1 protein-coding gene is annotated in these 20307 nt (G+C 57.9%); it reads left to right on the top strand.

Annotation, left to right across the window (positions count from 1 at the left end; all coding sequences use genetic code 11):
- Positions 1 to 52: 52 nt before the first annotated feature.
- Positions 53 to 20041 carry a DVUA0089 family protein gene (locus EC9_RS23860; protein WP_145348532.1) on the top strand — a complete coding sequence of 6663 codons (19989 nt, stop codon included), beginning with the start codon at positions 53 to 55 and terminating at the stop codon, positions 20039 to 20041.
- Positions 20042 to 20307: the final 266 nt, after the last annotated feature.

The following is a 20307-nucleotide window of genomic DNA, read 5'->3' as shown; positions in this document are numbered from 1 at the left end:
GGCAGCAATCTGTGCTGCCGAGTCGTTTGGTCAGTTCCCAAGGAAACCATCGATGAAGAAAAGCATCGAACGCCAGCTTTCGATCAAAAAAAATCGCCGACAAGACATGGGTGCGAAACGGCGCAACCGTCTGTCGCGACGAACGTTACGGCACGAGGTGCTCGAAGCACGTCAGCTGTTGGATGCGAACTCGCTGACTTTCGTTCTCGACTTTGTCGAATCCGGTCAGGGGCAACTGAGCGATAAAAGCGGCAACAGCGTGGCGCCGTTTGATGCCACCGGCTTTGGGTTTTCTGCCGGCAACGAAGCGCAGATCGCCAACGCGGTTTTGGCGCAGGTGCGCAGTGGTCTTTTGAACATCCCTGACGCCAGCGAAAACTCGGCTAGCCCGTTGGCTGCTGGACAAGAGTTGGATGTCGACATCTTCATCGGCGATGCGGGAGCGGCCCCGATCAATGGTGCCAGCGAGTATTACACGCTGCTGATCGGCAACACGGTCGGCAATCTGCCGCTGACCGTCGGCACGACCTTGCAGAACGATGTTCGCGACGGGGCGGGCGGGCCCAACACCGCGGTGGTTGGCAGTTCGATCGGCACGGTGTTCGTCGACAATATCCAGAGTCAGTTTGCTGCCGGCACGATAACCCCGGTCGATGCGCTCTCCTCTGGGGATCTGCGGTACACATCGCAATCGATTGCGAATTCAGTGTTGCATGAAATTGGCCAAGTGCTGACGCTGACCGACGTTCAGAGCGGTGGGGCGCAGACCTTGCGTGGATTCTCTCCCGCGATGGGTGCATTGGGCCAGACCGCTCAAGATGCGCAGCCGCAGGAGTTCCTTCAAACCCGCGAGTTTGCGATTTCGGCGATCAGCCCCGAAGCCGGGGGCGTGGTTGTCAATTCGCTGCAAACCTTGATCGACAACGTCGGCACGCGCGACAAGGTCGGCCTGCCAACTACCGACGATTCCGAATCTGGGCCGCAATTGATCGGGATCAACCCCGATGCCGGCAGCTTGTTTGCAAGCACTCAGGACTTTCCCAGTGGTACCGGGGCGTTGGATCTGGGCACGTTGTCCTCGCGCAATCTGTTGAGTGTTGCTCCGAACGAACTGACCGTCCGTTTTGCCAGCGACGATGCGATCGATGCGGCGACGCTGGCCAGCGGGATCGAGATCACGCGGTCGGTCGATGGGATCTTTGGCAACGGGAACGACATCACGATCACGCCGGGCTATTTGGGGTTGGATGACACGCAACGCGTCGTGACGGCGCGGTTCAGCGAAAATCTACCCGACGACAGCTATCGCGTGCGCGTCTTTGGGTTCGACGACGCCAGTCGGGGAATCGAAGGGGTGCGGACCGTTTCGACTGCGCAAAACGTCGGCGGTCTGTTGTTTGAACCGGCAAATATCAACGGTTTTGAAATCGATGGTGTCAACGACGACATCGAAACCCTCTACTTCGAATTGGAACTTGGCGCCCAAGTGGTCGCCGTGGTTCCACAGCCGATCGGCCGCGATGCATCGGGGACTTTGGCTCAACAGAAAAATCAAATCGTCGTCTATTTCAACGACGACGATCTGGCGGCCACAGCGGTCACGACCTCCAGCGATCCGACGATCTTGGCCACCCAGCCACGCGTCGTACAGCCCGACTTCTATCAGTTGATCTTGACGAACGAAACGGTCTCTGGAAACGACGATGTCGTCGTCCTTCCGACCAGCATCAGCTACGATCCGAGCCTGGATCGCGCCGTTTTGACGTTCGACCGATACAGCGACGGTTCGGGAACGACGACCATCCGAGATCTCGGTGAGATCCCGGTATTGGCTGACAATTTCTTGGTTGGCAATCCCAGCGGTGCCGCGACCTTCCGATTGCGCGTGGGCAGTAGCGACGACGTCGCGTCGCAAGAACACACGATTCGTCCGGTCGAGGTTGATCCCGCGGTGTTGCGGTTCACCGGTACCGCCGACGACATCAACTTTGTCGATCCTCTGATCTCGTTGCTTCCCCGCGATCAGATGACCGTTTCGTTGACCGATGGTTCGAGCGTCACGCTGGAGTTTACCGATTCGGCGACAAGTATCAGCGCAACGGCCGAAGGAGCGATCGTGATCGCGGCGGGAGCGAACAATCTGCAGGTTCGCGATGCGATCCTCGCCGCGTTGGATACTCAACCGGCTTTGCAATTGTCTCCGATAGCGACTCTCGATGGAATTTCGATCGACACCCGCAACGGTCAAACGATCGTATCGACCAATCCACGTTTGGGCGTCAGCAGCGATGTCGGCAGCAGTTTTTCCGGCGCCGATGCGTTGTCGTTGGGGACGTTGAACGGATCGACAGCCACGGTGATCCGGCAAGAGATCCGCGCGCTCGATCCCTACGTCTTGGAATTCCCAGGTGGCTTCGATGAACAGGGGCTCCGCGATTTCGACCAATTCGCGCACTTCCTGTCTCCCGATGGCGATCTGTACGACGGCGTCGAGGCCCCCGCGATCTCGCAACTGTACTACAACTTCAACACCAGCCTCCCCTACGGTCAAAATGGCTTTGGGCAAAATCTGTCCAATGCGATCACTGCGTCGCAAAAGGAGCGAGTCCGCGAGATCTTTGAACTGTTGGGCGACAGCTGGGGGATCGACTTTATCGAGACCGCATCGCATCGGGTCAATGGAATCGATGGCGTTAGCCTGACAATCGTCACCGGCGATCTGGTCGTCAGCGGAGTGGAGAGTGGACCGGGAGGCGTCTTCGGCACCGTTGCCAACAGACCGCAAGCGGATCAACAATCGCACACCTTTGGTCGCACCGTGGTCCTGATGGACGCCGGGGAATCGTGGTTTAACGAACCGAGCGTCCCAGATCCGATCAACGCCTCGCGACTCAGCTACTACGCCCATGCGATGACCTTGGTCATGTCGGCTCTAGGAGTTGGTTCTGCTGGCGAGGCGCCTCCCGGAACGATCGCGTCGGGGGTGATTCACAATTACACGCTCGGTGGCGAACAGGACCTGTTGGCGGGTGTCGTGACCAGCAACAACGGCAACGTGATCGATTACACCGGCGTCAATCCGATCGAACCTGCGATTCCGGGAGATGTCGACAATGTGCTGGGCCAGCATCTGTATCGTCCCGAAAGCCGCGACGTCGATGTCTACAAGTTCCTCGTCGACCAGGCGGGTGTATTCACCGCCGAGACGTTTGCCGAGCGATTGGACGGATCGGCGAGCCTGTTGGATTCTTATCTGTCGATCTACCGCAACAACGGTGGCGTGCAGGAATTGGTCGCCCGCAACGACGACTACTACGGCGAAGATGCGTTTATCGAATTGAACCTCGAACCGGGCGAATATTATCTGGCGGTCTCGGCTGCGGGGAACGAAGCCTTTGATCTGTCGCTCGCCGACAGCGGGATGGGAGGAACCAGCGAAGGAGCCTATGAGCTGTTGGTCAACTTCACTCCCGATTCAGGCTCGCAGATTGTCGACACGCAGGGTTCGGCGATCGATGGCGATGGCGACGGGGTCGCCGGTGGCGATTTCAATTTCTGGTTCCGCAGCGTATTGGACGAAGGTGGAATCCAGGGGAGCACACCGACCAACCCGCGAACGTTGCTTGTCGACAAATCGCACACCACCAGCATCGGCTTCGGATTGCCGATTGGAACGCAAGACAATCCGTACAACAATATCCAAGCTGCGTTTGCCGACGCGCTCCCTGGAGACACGGTGCGAATCGTTGGCAACGGCGGTCTCGATGGCAACATGACGACTCTGGGCGACAACTATGCCTATGAGATCGGTCGTGGGGGCGCGTCGAACCAGCCGCTCTCCGATGGCGCAACGATGGAAGTGCCACAAGGCGTCCACGTTCAGATCGATGCCGGAGCGATCTTTAAGTTGAGCGACGCGCGAATCTCCGCGGGGAGCAGCAGCAGCAGCGTCGACCTCAGTGGCGGATCGCTGCAAGTTCTCGGCACGCCGTATTATGATCTTCGCGATGACAACGGTGACTTGGTGCCGCTTCCGGGGGGAGTTTCCGGACAAGGTAACGGCGAGGTTCGGTTCACCAGCTACGACGATCAATCGATCGGTGTCGATACCAACCCTCTGCAGACAACACCCAGCAGCGGCAGTTGGGGCGGACTCGAGTTCAAAAACGACGTCGACAACGCCGAGGGACGCGCCAATCTGGAACAACAAGGAATCTTCCTAAACTACGTCGCTCATGGCGATTTCCAGTACGGCGGCGGGCAGGTGTTCGTCAACAGCCAGTTGAGCACGATCAATCCCATCCATCTTTCGGCAGCCCGTCCAACGCTGCTGCATAACGAAATTAAATACAGTGCCGACGCGGCGATCAGCGCCGACGGCGATAGCTTCCTGGAAACGAATTTCAATTCGCCGCTTTACCAACGCAACGACGCGTTTGTCAGCGATTACGACCGCGTCGGCCCCGATATCCGCGGCAACACCGTGACCGACAATTCGACCAACGGCCTGTTCGTTCGCGTCGACACGCCGTTTGGCCAAGCGACGCAGAAATTAGTGGTCCCGGCGCGTTTCGATGACACCGATATCGTCCACGTGATCGGTGAAAACCTGTTGATTCAAGGGACCCCTGGCGGTCCTCTTTTGGAATCCGTTCGCCCACCGGCGACCGGTATCGTATCGAACGTTTCAACGAACACCGGCAGCACGCTGGCGGCAGGCGCGTATACCTACCGGATCACCTTTGTCGATCGGTTTGGTGGAGAATCGCTGGCCAGCGATCCGACCTTCATGGTCAACGTTGCCGCAAATCAGCAGGTCGACTTGTCGAAGCTTCCTGCCGCGACCGGCGACTTTGTTGCTCGCCGCGTCTACCGCAGCCAACCCGGTGGTGGCGGGCAATATGAATTGATCGCCGAACTGGATCGCAGCGGCACCACGTTGGTCGACAGCGGGGGAAGTCTTGGCGCGACGCTATTAACGATGACCGCCACCGCACAGCCCAACGCCACTTCGACGCTCGCCGCGGGTACGCACGTCTACCGCGTGGGGCTGATGAACGAGGATCCCGTGTTGGGTGATACCGACGTCGTCTTTGCCGAAGTGATTACGGTTGCGACGACGGCGGGGCAACAAGTCCAGATCGATCAATTGACCGGACTCCAGACCAGCATTTCCCCGATCACGGAATTGGCAATATCCGGGGCGAACACCGGTGGATTGACGCAAGAACGAGTCATCTACCGTCTGAATCCCGGCTCGGGGTTCTTTGACATCGTCGGTCGGATTCCGATGAATCAGACCAGCTTTATCGATGACGGCACCGTATTGTCGGTTGGTGCCGATGGTGTTGGCCAACCGGACGATCTGCCGGTAATCGATGCCACGCGATTGCGAGCGCGCCCCGATGCGCGGTTGGCGATCGATGCGGGAATCATCGTCAAAGTCGATGGTTCTCGAATCGAAACCGGTTATGGTGCCCAATTGATCGCCGAGGGTGTCGATGGCCGCCAGGTCTTGTTCACCTCGCTCGCCGACGATCGCTACGGAGCCGGTGGAACGTTTGATACCAACGGAAATCAAGCGTTGGTGGGGCCCGCAGCGGGCGATTGGGGCGGTATCCATATCGGTCCCAACGGTACGGCGAGCATCGACTTCGCTTACATCGCCCATGCTGGTGGTGTCGTGGAAACCGGCGGTACATTTGCTGGTTTCAACGCCTTGGAAATCATTCAGTCCGATGTGCGCGTCGCCAATACGACGTTTGAATTCAATGCCTCGGGCCTTGGTGGCCAGGCGGGCGTCCAACGCGATGGACACGGTTTCAATGAACCGGCGGTGATCTTTGTTCGCGATGCCCAACCGGTGATCGTCGACAATGTGATTCAGAACAATTCCGTTGGCGATACCGCGGCGATCAGCATCAATGTCAATGCGCTCAACAGCGAAATCGTGTTGGACTACGGTCGTCAGACCGGCGAATCAGATCGACGCGATGATATCCGCAGCAACTTTGGGCCTTTGATCGATGGCAATCGCTTGGGCGACAACACGATCAACGGTCTAGCGGTCCGTGGCGGCACATTGACCACCGAAGTCGTTTGGGATGATACCGACATCGTGCATGTGGTCGATAACTTCCGTCCCGACATCCAAGGCGGGCCGGAGTTGATTCAAATTCCGGATCTGTTCAGCTACGGCGGGCTGCGTTTGCAAAGCGCTCCGCAGGAGAGCTTGGTTGTTAAGTTTGGTGCAGGTGCGGAGATCATCGCCACCGGTCGACCGCTGGATATCGAAGATCGCATCGGCGGTTCGCTGCACGTGTTGGGAGCCCCCGGTTTCCCTGTTGTCCTTACCAGCTTGGCCGACGATACCGTCGGCGCCGGCTTTGATCCGTCGGGGCAAGCGCTTAACGATACCAATGGCGACGGCACCGCGACCGTCCCAACAGCTGGGGACTGGCAAGGTTTGGTGTTGGATAAGTTCAGCAACGACCGAAACGTCGAAACCATCAACGAGCTCGAATCGCCCAACCGAGTTCAATCGCAAGAGGCGGCGGGCAACAACGCAAACCCGAGCGCCGCGGAGTTTTTGGGAGATCTGGCCACCGCGGAAACCAGCAGCGACGAAAACTTGCGGCTTGGCTTCACCGTGCATGGTGTGATCAGCCAACCCTCGGACGTCGACGTCTACAGCTTCAACGCCAAAGCGGGAACCGAGGTTTGGATCGATATCGATCGCACCTCGTACGCCTTGGATACGATCATCGAAATCATCAACATCAACGGCGACATCATCGCGCTAAGCGACAACTCGCAGTCCGAATCGACCCAGACGACGACCTTGTTGTCCAACCCCAGCCTGTTGCCAGCCGATCGTGTCAACGTGCTTCAACGAGATCCGTTTGGCCCGACCAACGAAATTGACGGCTCGTTCCGCGACGACTACACAACCAACCTCTACGATGCTGGGATGCGTTTGACGCTGCCCGGATCGGTGGGCGCGCCGAGCACCTTCTTCGTTCGCGTTCGCAGTAACAATCAAGCCCCGACCAATCCCCAGCCACGCGATATTCAAAACGATCCAGCCGATGGGATCGCGTATGAAAACGACCTCGTTGGCGACGGCCTAACCAGCGGCACCTACCAGTTGCAATTGAGGATTGGCGAACTGCAGGAGCACGGCGGTTCGACGATTCGCCAAGCCGAGATTCGTTACGCAACGGCCGGTATCGAAGTTCGCGGTCTGCCATTGCACAGCCCGCTGTTGGGCGAAGCCTCCGAACCGATGACCGGTACCAGCGACGGCAACGATACGATCGGCGGTGCGATCGACCTGGGATCGCTCAATGCAACCGATCGCGCAGCCCTGTCGGCCGCCGGCCAGATCTTTGATCTTTCGGGGAGCGGACGTACCGACGACGTCGACTGGTTTGGATTCCAGATCGCACCCGATTCGGTCGATCCGTTGATCGCTGGCGCACAGCACACACCGGTTGTGATCGATGTCGATTACGCCGACGGCTTGGCCCGACCCAACACAACGATCTGGCTGTTTGGACGGCCTGACAACGGTGGTGTCTCCGGCAACGAAATTCGCTTGTTAGCATTTGGTACCGATTCAAACATCTTGGACGACCAAGGTGGACCCAACGAAGGAGTCGATCAAGACGACCTGTCGCGCGGATCGGGCGGTCCGTTGGATGCCTGGTTGGGAACGATGGAGTTGAGCGCCGGGAACTACTACGTCGCCATCACCAACAACAGTCGGATCAGCGATCAATTGGAGCAGTTCCAGACGGCGAATCCGAGCAATCCGTTGACCCGTGTCGAACCGATCACCAGTGTCCAGCGGATCTCGTCGGATCATGATTTCAATAACGATGGAGTCCAGGATAATTATGCTTTCGGCGTGATTCCGACCACGGGAGCAGCCACCGCGACACCACCGGTGACGGTTGCGTTTGACGGCAACAGTAATCGCATCGACTATACGCTCAGCGACGTCGTGCTGTACGTGACGACCAGCACGACGCTGTCGACCTACGATCCGTTTACGGGAAGACGCGAGTCGGTCGTTTCCAATTCGACCGATGGCGGCACCGTCTACAGCGTGCGCGACATTGCGATGCGACCCGACGGAAACCTGTACGGGTTTGGAGAGAACGGCGCGATCAACGATGCCAACTACGACAGCTTCTTGCGATTGTCGACCGAGGGTGGTGACTCCGAGAAGGTTGGAGATGCCGGAATTGAAACGTATGAACTCAACGACGCGGAGGATGCCGCTGCACGGGCGCGGAGCAATTCGCAAAGCACCACCGCACGCAACGGTGACGGTCTGTCGTTCGAAGCGATTACCTATGTCGGGGCCAACGGAAACAGTACTTCTCTCGGGCAGAATGCTGACGATCTGGCATTGATTTCGGTCTCGCAGCGCGCCGATTCCAGCGTCGATGCTTTGCACGACACAAATTGGATCTTTCGACACAATCCGTCCAATGGCACAGGGATCAGTTCCCCAAGTAGTGACCGCTCCAACGCGAACAGCGTGGTGGATGGTGGGCCAGGGACGTATGAGTCGGGGACCGAAGTCGTCGAGCGGGGATACATCGATACGGATATCGATTTGATTGCCAATACGCAAAGCGCGATGATCGACGTGTTGTCTTCGGTGAGTTTCGACGAGGAGCTGCTCTCGCTCACGCAGTTCGGCGGGACGGCGACGTTGGAGTTCGATGCCGGTCTGTCGATCGATTTTGACCTCAACTTCGGGGCGTTGGGCGACGGCGACCTCGTCTCGATCACCGATTCCGATGGTGGAATCCATTTCATTGAAGTCGATACGGGAGTCATTCTGCAAGCGACGGAGACGGGCGGGCTCACGAACATCAGCGATGGCGATACGTTGACAGTGACGACCGCATCGGGATTCCCGATCGAATTTGAGTTCGACAGCAATGGATCGTTGAATGATCCCAACCGGACCGCAATTGGATTCCAAGCGACCGATTCGGCAGCGACGATCGCCACCGCGATCGAAACCGCGGTGAATCTGTTGGACATCGACGGATTGTCGGCTGTTGCCGTGGGGGATCAGGTCGACATCACCGGTGAACAATCGATTTCGGTGCTCTCCAGTGGCCTGACGACGATTGGTGCTGCGGGAATTGTTAACGCCGGTGCGGTTCCGCTGTCGATCAACGCGTTTGCGACAAGCGAACAGATTGCCGAAGCGTTTGGCACTTTTGAAGGTGTGAACTTTCCGTTTGACTTGGATTCCGTAGCCGTTGGCTCTTCGACCACTTTCGCGGGTGCGACGGATATCAGCGTGCTCACCGCTTCGGCTACCTACATGACGGTCTCGGGCGATCCGTTGACCGCGGGCGTTCAGCCGGGCAACCTTCCTGTGGCAATGCTTGTCGGGGAATCCGAGGGTGAGCTGGCGACACGATTGGCTGATTTCTTGAAGTCGATCAATTTTGACGTCGACCAATACGGCACGAAGCTCGTCTCGGTCGATGGTTTCTTCAATCATCCAGGGACCAGCGCTGCATTTGGCGTGCAAGATTCACCTAACGTGCAAGCCTTATCTGGCGTGGGAGGTTCACCGTTTGGGCCTGGAGAGATCACCGGCCTCGCTTCGGTTGAAACCAATGCCTTCGGCGGTGGCGGGGACCGCGTCGAATTGTTTGCGGTTAGCGAGAAGGGTGATCTGTATCGCGTCGTCGGCAACACTGGTGGCAGTGCATTTCAACTTGGTTCATCCAGCAATCGTGGCGACTACATCGCTTCGTTGACCGATGCCAACGGCGATGCAATTCGCTTTTCGGGACTAACCGTTGGGCCGCGAAATCTCGACGGCGGTCGCTTGAGCGAGACGTTGTTTGGTGTTGCTGCCGACGGAACGATCTATGCGTTTGACACGATGGGGCGGCCTCAAGCCGTCTTTGCCAACGGACAAACTTCGCTGGCAACGGGACAATCGGGAGTGACCGGTCTCGCCTTCTCGAACCTCGACGTCAACCTGTGGCACGTTTCCAACAGCAATCCCGATAATGGCAATCCGTCGAGCGGCCAAGATGGTGTCGGCGTCGACCCAACCCCCGATGGCAACGTCTATCGAGGTGTTGAAGGTTCGGGCGGCGGCAACCACTTGTATTTTGGATTTGATAATCCACGCACCTCGGGCAATCTTCAAACGGGCCAATGGGGCGGAATTTACGACATTGGAAACACAGGAATCGTTGGAGATTATTCTGGCGACTACCTGACGTACAACTTCCCCGGCGGTGCGTTGGGGTCGATGGAGAGCAATCCGTTGGATCTTTCGGCTTACAGTTCGGCCGATCGTCCCGCGCTCTACTTCAACTACTATCTCGAAACCGAAAACGCCAACGAAGATCTCACCGGGGCTCGTTCCTCCACCAATCACGACGACTGGATGCTCGATTCGTTCCGCGTGTTCGCCGCGGGCGAGGATGGCGTCTGGCGTTTGCTGGCGACCAATAACAGCGACCGCACGGACGCGGGCGGCTCGCCCGATGGATTCTTCACAAACGGCGGTTTGAATCCCAGCCAGCCGCAAGCCTACAACGGTGGCAGCCGCGACGAGTTCGATGAGTTAGTCGCCGGTGGAACCGATCTCGTTCAAGAACTCTATGACGTGGGAGACAATGGAGCCCCCGACAGCTGGCGTCAAGCACGTGTTTCCCTGGACGATTTCGCTGGCCAATCGGGCGTTCGCATCCGCTTCGACTTCTCGACAGCCGGATCGATGGGCGTTGGGAATCCGTTCCAAGGTGGTGAAGAGTTGCGGGCGGTCGCCGGATCGCAGATCGCCGACGAACAACTCGTAACTCTGCAGGGCGGTATAAACTTAGAGTTTGACAAAGGGTTGGAATTGCGCATTCCCAGCGCGGTCAGTCTTCCCACGGGCGGCTACATACAGATCGACCAACATCGGTTTACCTTCCAGGAGGGCGGACCCGAGGTGGTGGGCGATGGGACCGTTAACTTTAGTTTGACCGACACCCCGGCGGCGATCGCCGCGCGTCTGCAGGCCGAACTGACCAGTGCGGGACTGCCATCCTTCCTCGATCCTGTTCAAGGGAATCGGTTGAGCGTGGTCGATGTCACGAGCAGTCGACTTTCGGTCGACCTTCCTGCGGATATGGTTGTCAGCCAGCCGGGCGTTGCTCTGGGGAATACGCCGATCGTCGTCCATTCGGGAATGACGGCCGATGAAGTTGCCCTCGCGGTCCAGGCAAGCCTTGCCACAGCGCTTAATGTCGCTGGGACGGAAGACTTCACCGATGCCTATCCGATTCGCAACGGCTATCTGATCAAGGTCTACGGTTACAGCGTGGTCGATTCAGGGCCGTTGGGGCTGACGCAAGACAGCAATGAATTTGATGGGTACGACCTTCCTGGCGACCAGTTTGGGCAATTCACTTCCAGCAGTCTCGACAACTCCTTCCGCGCTCAGGACAACGCATACCGCGGCGTCTACATCGATGACATCATCGTCGGCTTCCGCGAACGAGGCGAGATGGTGATCAATTCGGCGAGCGGTCAAACCGCGTTCACCGCCAATCTGGAATACGAACCGTATCTGGAAAATGGCGTGAAAGCGGAAACCGATCTTGGATATTACCAAGTCGAGATTCGCATCGGCGCCGACTACGGATACGATGGATCGGATGGTGGGATTCGCGATCTGGTAGTCGATCGAACGTTTAACACCAATGATCGCTTGGCGACCGGTGTGTCGTTGATTGCTCCGGCACCGGACCAGGTCTACGACGGGCAAACCTTTACGTTGTCCGATGGTACCGACACCGTCACGTTCGAATTTGACGACTCTACGTTGTTGCCCGGCTCGCTCGGATATGGGCTCTCGGGTGCGGGCAATGTTCGCGTGCCGTTTGATCCTAGCGGTGCGATGTCGCAAGCTGGTTTGGGACGCAGCATCCGCGATGCGATCAATGGTGCTCAATCGCAATCCGTCCTGGATATCACCGCGTCGATGTCCGATGGATCGGTCGACGGGGCGGCGACGGTGCTCGGTTCGACCAGCAATTCGCACATTGTAGCGCTGCATGGCGTCGTCGCGGTCGACAATTTTGGCAACGCCAATTTCGCCGACTTGAACAACCAGTTGCCAACGGCGTTCGACGCCGATGGGAATCCGATTCCCGACGATTACATCCTGCATGGCGTCGATATCTTCAACAGCGCAGAGGGGGGCGACCGCAATCGCCGTCGCGACCAAGGTCAGGTCCTGTTGCAAGGCAACGTGATCTCCGATTCGTTGCTGTATGGAATCAACATCATCCCGGGAGACCGCGACGCCGATAACTCGCCACTGGCCGGCACGCTGCCGCACGCCGGTCCGCCACGAGCGACTCAAGAGTTCAACGATGAACGTTTGGCTCCCGGCGTTTCGGTCTTTAACAACATCGTCGTTGCCAGTGGTACCGCGGGGATTCGCATCTCGGGTGAAGCGACGGAAGACGCCGCCGTGCCATTTGCGCGGATCGTGAATAACACGGTCTATGGCAACAGCGACACCGCAGGGATCGGTATCCAGGTCCAGAACAATGCGGGCCCCACGCTGTCGAACAATATCGTTGCGAACGTCGGCATCGGCGTTTCGGTCGATGCATCCAGCGATGCGACAACCGAAATCAGCACGTCGTTGTACTATCGCACCGGCACGGCGAGCACCTATCGCGGTGGCGATCTGGGAACATCGTCGGTTTTGATCACCGATGCCACGACGCCTGTGTTTGTCGATCCCGAAAACCGCAACTTCTACCCGGCCGTCGATTCGCCGGCGATCGACAGTTCGCGCGAAGGGATCAACGATCGCAGCTACCTGTTGACGATCAAGGGTCCGTTGGGGATCGGCGCCTCGCCGATCTTGGCTCCCGACCGCGACGTCACAGGCCAATTCCGTAACGATGATCCGAGCACGTCTGCTTCGGGAACTGGGCAAAACGTCTTCAAAGACCTCGGCGCATTTGAACGCTCCGATTTCACCGGTCCAGTTGCTTCGTTGCTCACGCCACAGGACAACGACAGCGGCGGGCAAGACAAGGATCCCAACGACACCTATGTTCAATTGACCCAAGGCTCGTTGAACTTCTTTGAGATCTTGATCTCCGATATCAACGGCACCGGGCCCGACGTGGCGACGATCGATCCCAATTTTGGTCCCGCCCCGGATCCCGCCGATCCGACGATCGATCTGTCGGCCGTCAGCATCACCGAAAATGGCCGTCTGTTGGTCGAAGGCGTCGATTATTCGCTTGGCTTCTCGCCCACCAACGGCAAGATTCTGCTGACTCCGTTGACCGGTATCTGGCGTCCCGAAAGCATCTATGAGATCACGCTGAACAATCGCGATCGAATGGTCCTCGCCGCGCCGACTGGATCCGCGGTTCAGGATGGCGATCAAGTCCAAGTGACCGATGAGAACGGCGTCGTGGCCACGTTGGAATATGACAGCGGCTACGTCTTGGTCGTGCCCCAAACATTCACGTTGGTCGTCCCGACCAACGGCGGAAGCGGGGTTCAAGATGGCGAGACGTTTACGCTTCAAGATCAGAATGGTGTCGAACGCGTCTTTGAACTCAACAGCGATTCGAACTTCAGCGCTTCGCGAACTCCGATCGAATTCGAAACGACCGACACCGCGACACAGTTGCGCGACAAGATCTTGGCAGCCATCAATGCGGTGATTACCAATTTGCCTGCCGGCGAGAGCACACAGTTGCAACCGGTTGCCGTGGGGACCGACAGGATTCAGATCGGCAACCATCCATCGCTCGATCTCAGCACCACGGGCGACGAACAGTCGGGCCTCACCCAGGAAGGCACCGTTGCGGCTGGGGTTCAAGATGGCGAATTGATTACGGTCACGCATCCCGGTGGCACGACGGTCTTTGAATTCGATACCGCTGCGGTATCAATGATCACCAATGGCAATCGCCGGATTGCGATTCAACCGACGGCGACGCACGAAGAAATCGCGGCTGCGATCGCTCAAGCGGTTCGCTCCGCCGGCGTCCAGTTGGATGCCGCTCGCGATCTCGGACAGGGCGTTGTTCAATTGGGCGGCACGTCCGATGTGACGGTCGATGTGGGCGGTTCCGCGGTGGGTGCGATTGGTACTCCCGGTGTCGAGCACGGTCTGCAATTGACGGTGCCGGTCGATGCCGCGGGTATCCCGTCGGTGGCCGACGGTACCAATTTCTCGTTAACGATCGCTGGTTCGACGGTTACGTTTGAATTCAATGATCTGGATGTCGATCCCGCGACGACTCCCGGTACTCAAGTGATCGGCTTGCGAAAGCCCGATCCGGCGAACCCCGGTTCGAACGTGCTGCGAACTGCGGATGAATTGGCCCAAGAAATCGCGAGCGTCATTGAAAATTCGAGCCTCGATCTTGTCCCGACTGCGACCATCGGCGGCATCGTTGAATTAAACGAACCGTTGGGGACGACGTTTGATCTCAACACCAGTGGTCTGACGGCCAGTGGAGTTGCGGGGGGAGCGATTCCGGTCGCCTTTAGCCCGTTGAACTTTGACAGCAGCCAGATGGCGTTGGAGCTGGTCCGTGCGATCAATGGCATCGATATCGCATCGGATCCGAACGATGGTCCGTTTGCCGGATTGGCTTCGCTTCGCGGCAGCGACACTCTGTTCTTGAGTGGCGTGACGAGCGTGGTCGATGCCAACAACGACATGATCGTTGGCAGCGTTGCGGCGATCCGCGACGTCGCTGGCAATGTGTTGAGTCCGAATCGCGCTAACAGCGAGACGCAGTTCACGATCTTGACGCCCGGCTTGAGTCTCGATTTTGGCGACGCGCCGATCGATTCGCTGTTGGCCGACAATGGGGCGCGACACGTGATCGTGCCCGGCAGCGTCTCGCTGGGATCCCAGCCGACGACATCGGAAATGGATGCAAACGTGGTCGGCGGCTTGGCCGACGGTGATGCCGGGGAAGATGGCGTCGATTTCCGTCAAGCGTTCTTCCATCCCGACTACACCTCGTCGCTGATCCAAGTCGACGTGCAAGGCGTTGGCATCTTGGATGCTTGGGTCGACTTCAACCGCGATGGCGACTTCGACGACCTGGGCGAGCAGATCATCTCGATGCGTTCGGTTTCGACCGGCACCGAAATGATCGCGGTACCGGCACCGATGGAAGGTACCTTCAAGGTGGGACCAACCTACGCCCGATTCCGCGTCAGCCAGATCGGTGGCGTGGACAGCACCGGGATCGCCGTGGGTGGAGAGGTCGAAGATTATCTGGTCGAGAACCTGCCTGGGCCGCCACCGGTAGCCAATCCCGGCGGTGTTGTCGACACTTACACGACCGCCGAAGACACGCGGTTGATCGTTTCGAGTCCATCGCTGGGGATTTTGCAAAACGATGGTCCGGGATTGTCGGTCTTTGATGCCGACGGAACCGGTTTCCCGAAACAGATCGAGATCGATGGTGGGGCCGGGATCGTTCAATTGGAAAGCGATGGTTCGTTTGTCTTCGAACCGGCACCAAACTTCTTCGGCACGGGAACTTTCACCTATCGCGCGTTTGATGGCCAAATGCCATCGAATGAGTTTGGCACCGTGACGTTGACGGTTACCCCGGTCAATGATGAACCGGTTGCCGTCGACGATCCCGCCGGAACGCCAGCCTTCCGCTATCTGGAAGACCAAGTCGTTCGCATTCCGTTGTCGGTCTTGTTGGCAAACGACGGTGGATTCCCCGCCAACGAAGCGGCCTTGGAGAATCTGCGGATTTCGTCGGTCGCCGGCATTACGCCAACGGTGCCAGGTTCGCCAACCGTGCCTGTGACCGTCGAAATCATCGACGATGCCAGCACGACCGAACCAATGGTCGAGATCCACCCGCAGCAGCACTCGGTCGGTATCGCCCAGTTCATCTATCATGTGACTGACGACGGAATGACCGATGGGGAGTCCCGTCCAAAAACATCGGCGATCCCCGCAACGGTGACGCTGGAGTTCTTGAAAGTCAACGACGCCCCGGTTCCAGACGAAGCCGCGCACGCGGGATTGAATTTGACGGTGTCGGAAGACTTGCCGTCCGATATCTCGATCGATTCAATCTTGAACGACGATGATCCCGCGCCCAACCGGATCAGTGATCGCGACATCTTTGAACTTACGTATCAGGAAGTGGTACTGTCACCGGACGCGGAGGGTTTGTTCCCCGGTGGAATTCAATTGGCCACCGAAAACGGAGGGACAGCCGTCCTTAGCACAAATGCCGCAGGGGATCCTGTCATCCGCTACACGCCACCAGCGAACTTCTTCGGCACCGACGCGATCTTCTACCGCATCGGCGATGTCGATACGGCGACCAACGGATACGAACCGCCGGTTTCGGCAACGCCAAGCGGAATGCCGCAATCGTATCTGCCGACAACCGCGCCGGCCGATCCCGACAATCCACCAGCGGACTATTTGCAATTGGCCGATGGCAGTTGGGTCCGTTTGCAAGACGATGCCAAGTCGACGGTGGGACGAATCACGTTGACCGTCAGCCCGCAGAATGATCCGCCGGTCATTGGCACCACGCAGTTCGAATCGCTCGAAGATCAACCTGTTGTCTTCGACGATGCGATTGCGTACTTCGGAATCGCCGACGGTCCCAATGAAACGGGTAGCGTCACGATTTCAGCGACCGGCAACGTTTTGACGACCACCGAAGGGGGCACGATCGAGATCGTTGGCAACCGCTTGACCTACACGCCGCCAGCGAACTTCTTTGGTCTCGACGAGATCCATTTGACCGTCACCGACGCCGGCACGCCATCGCTGCACACCGATGTCACAATCACCGCGACGGTTCGTCCGGTCAACGACGCACCATTCGACCCCAACGCTTCGACGCCGACATCGGTCAACGCGATCGAAGACGATAACAATCTGATTATCGACTTGGGCCAAATGTTTACCGACAAATTGGTCAACCAATCGGGGACCGATGAATCGACCGATCCCGACAACGTTGGCAACGTGCCGCAGACGTTGGTTGTTCAAGGCGTGCGACTCGCCGCCGGAGCCCCAGCGGGGGCGGCCGTCTCGCTGCTGGAAAATGGCAGCGTGCGAGTTACCTTGCCACGCGACTACTTCACCGAGATCGACGCGGTGACATCGGCTCAATCGCCGTTGGATCTGATCTACACGCTCAGCGATCAAGGGATCAGTTTTGTCGACGATGGAAATGGTGGCTTTGTCGCTCAATCCGACCCCAAGACGGTCGATGTGCCGTTGCAGTTGAAGGTCTTCCCGGTCAACGATGCACCGCTGGGCCGCGTTCATCGGTTGGTCGATCGGGTCACCGAAGACACTGCGTTGACGTTGGATGTCAGCGAATTGATCCCGACCGATGCGATTGTCGCTGGTTTGGGAGTTGGCGAATCATTGCCGGGAACGCTCGATTCGGCAGGGCCAAGCGAAGATCTTGGCGGCAACGCGATCAAGGACGATGCCAACGAAACGCTTTCGCAACACTTGATCGTATTGTCCCCCAACGCGAGTTCGGCAGAGATTACGACCAGTCGTGGTGGAACGGTTCTGTTCATCGATACCGATAGCGATGCGACCAACGGATTTGAACAGATTCGCTATACCCCGCCGTTGAACTTTGCCAGTTCCTCCGCTTCGGTTATCGATACGTTCACCTACACCATCCAGGACGATGGCGTCTCGTATAGCTTGGATGCAAACGGCAATCCGGTTGCCAACGCGACTCCCCTGCGTTCGACGGCAACGGTGGAGATCGAAGTTGTGCCGGTGAACGATCCGCCACAGTTCGTGATCGATCAGAATGTGACCGTCAGCGAAGATACGACTCTGTACGATGTCAACGATCCTGGGCACGTGACGCTGCCAGGGTTTGTGAAATCGGTTCGCCCAGGGCCCGCGGATGCATTGGATGAAGCGTCGCAAAACGTTCGATTCCAGATCACCACGACGAACCCTGGTCTGTTCGATCAATTGACGATCGACGAAGGGGGCGTGACAACCCAGCGACCCGATATCAGCATCGCCCCTAACGGCGATCTTGATTTCAAGTTGCAATTGAATCAAAACGGGATCGCGATCGTGACCGTAACCGCGATCGACGACGATCCAAGCAATCCGATGCAATCGAGCTCGCAAGAGTTCACGATCACGGTCGGTGCTGTCAACGATCCGCCCGAGTTTGGGTACCCGAATGCTCCCGATGATCCCAACCGGATTATCGTCCCCGAGGGAAGCGGATTTTATCTGGACGCCGACTGGGCTTCCCCGATCGCTTCAGGTCCCGCGTCGGCACTGGACGAACAAGGGCAGGCTGTCAACTTTGATGTCACGACCGATCGCCCCGAACTGTTTGCCTTGGCACCGTCGATCACCGCGGCGGGAGCGTTGCGGTTTACACCCGCGCCAAATCAAAATGGCGACGCGGTCGTCACGATTACTGCCGTCGACACGGGAGCGTCGGACGGCGGCAACAACAACCGTTCGCAATCGGTGTTGATGACGATCACGATCGTTCCCGTGAACGATATTCCGGTTCCCATGAACGATACTTACACCACCGATGAGAACACGTTGTTGCAGATTCCCGGCCCGGGCGTCTTGATCAACGATACCGACGTCGATGGCGACGTGTTGTTCGTCAACGCCTTTGGCGGAAAAGATCCGGGCGTCTTGACGGGAACGACCGCGCTAGGAGCGACGGTGACGTTTGTTCTCAACGGCCAAAATGAGGCGGATGGCGGATTTATCTACGATCCGACCGGTTCGGTCGCGTTGGACCGATTGACCGACGGAGAGTCGTTAGTCGATTCGTTCACCTACCAAGTGGTGGATTCGAACGGATTTCCCGGTTCGGTATCGGGCCGCGTCTCGATCACCGTCGCCGGTCGCAACGACGCGCCGCGTTTGGCAACCGACGGAATTCGTGTCGCCAGCAATCGCGTTACGATTATCGATGTGATGGATCTTGTCGAAGATCCTGAGTCGACGCTTGGTAGTGGAGCGGGGGTCGATGCCGAATCGCTTGCGGTGGCACTCGCGGCGCAGAATGGCACGTTGACCAACAATGGCGACGGTACGCTCAGCTACAATCCTCGGGAAAACTATCGAGGTTCCGATTCGTTCCAGTTTACGATCGCCGATGAACAAGGCAATCGCAGCGGACCGTTGACGCTGTTGTTGGAGGTTGGTGAAACGCCGATCACGGTCAACGATGCGGTCCGAACTTCGCTCGGTCGACCGGTCGATATCGATGTGTTGGCCAACGATCAAGGTGTGGCGGGGGCTTTGGATCCAAACAGTCTTCGGATTACAACGCCTCCGGCCGTCTCGGTTGGAACGGTTCTGGTGCAAGCCAACGGGGTCGTGCGGTTTGCTCCAGCGAACGGTTTTGTTGGGGTCGCGCGGTTCGAATACACCGTCGCCGATGTGTTTGGTTTAAGGTCCGATCCGACCAGCGTCGTCGTTTCGGTTTCAGAATATCCTGGACAAAACCCCAGCAACTTCCGAGACGTCAATGATAGTGGAGAGGTTTCGCCGATCGATGCGTTGATCGTTATCAACCATCTCAATCGCCAAACCGAAAACGATGTCGATCAGTTGATCGCCAACGGAACGATTTCAATTTCCGATGGTCCGTTTTTGGATGTCAATGGCGATGGATTTGTGACGCCAGCCGATGCGTTGACGATCATCAACTACTTGAACAGTACAAGTGGTACCAGCGGCGAGTTCCAGCCGGCACCGACTCCAGACGTCTCGAGTGTGGTTGTCGGAGCGGCGACGTGGATGCAACCGGAGCCCGAAGAGCCCGAGGAACTGACGGTCGAAGCCGCCACCGGGCTCGCGTTGGGCCAGTGGGCTGTCGAAGCCAGCCGGGGCGATGATCTGGATCAAGCGATCGATGAGATTGCCGATGCCAAGGAATTGGAGCCAACCGCCGAAGGACTCGACGAGTTCTGGAGCAACTTCTAAGCGTTGAGAATGTGCGAACAATCGGTTCAAGTCTTGTTAATCTGAACCGATTTTAGGGATTCTGAGGACATTCATCCCGCAGATTCGTTAGTAACGCGGACCGCTGCAGCGATTCTTTTGCTGCGGCGCTAGGCCACTGCGCGCACCGACATGGAATCGACGATTGCTTTCGTAGATTCCGGTCGTATCGATTTGTGCGAATTTATTGCATGGACTACTACGCGTAGCTACTATTGGGGCTACCCCCACATTGCGGGTGTTGTCGC

The organism is Rosistilla ulvae, assembly GCF_007741475.1.
In the GTDB taxonomy this organism is placed as follows: domain Bacteria; phylum Planctomycetota; class Planctomycetia; order Pirellulales; family Pirellulaceae; genus Rosistilla; species Rosistilla ulvae.
The sequence above is the reverse complement of the archived record's forward strand: the minus strand, read 5'-3'. Positions and strand labels throughout refer to the sequence as shown.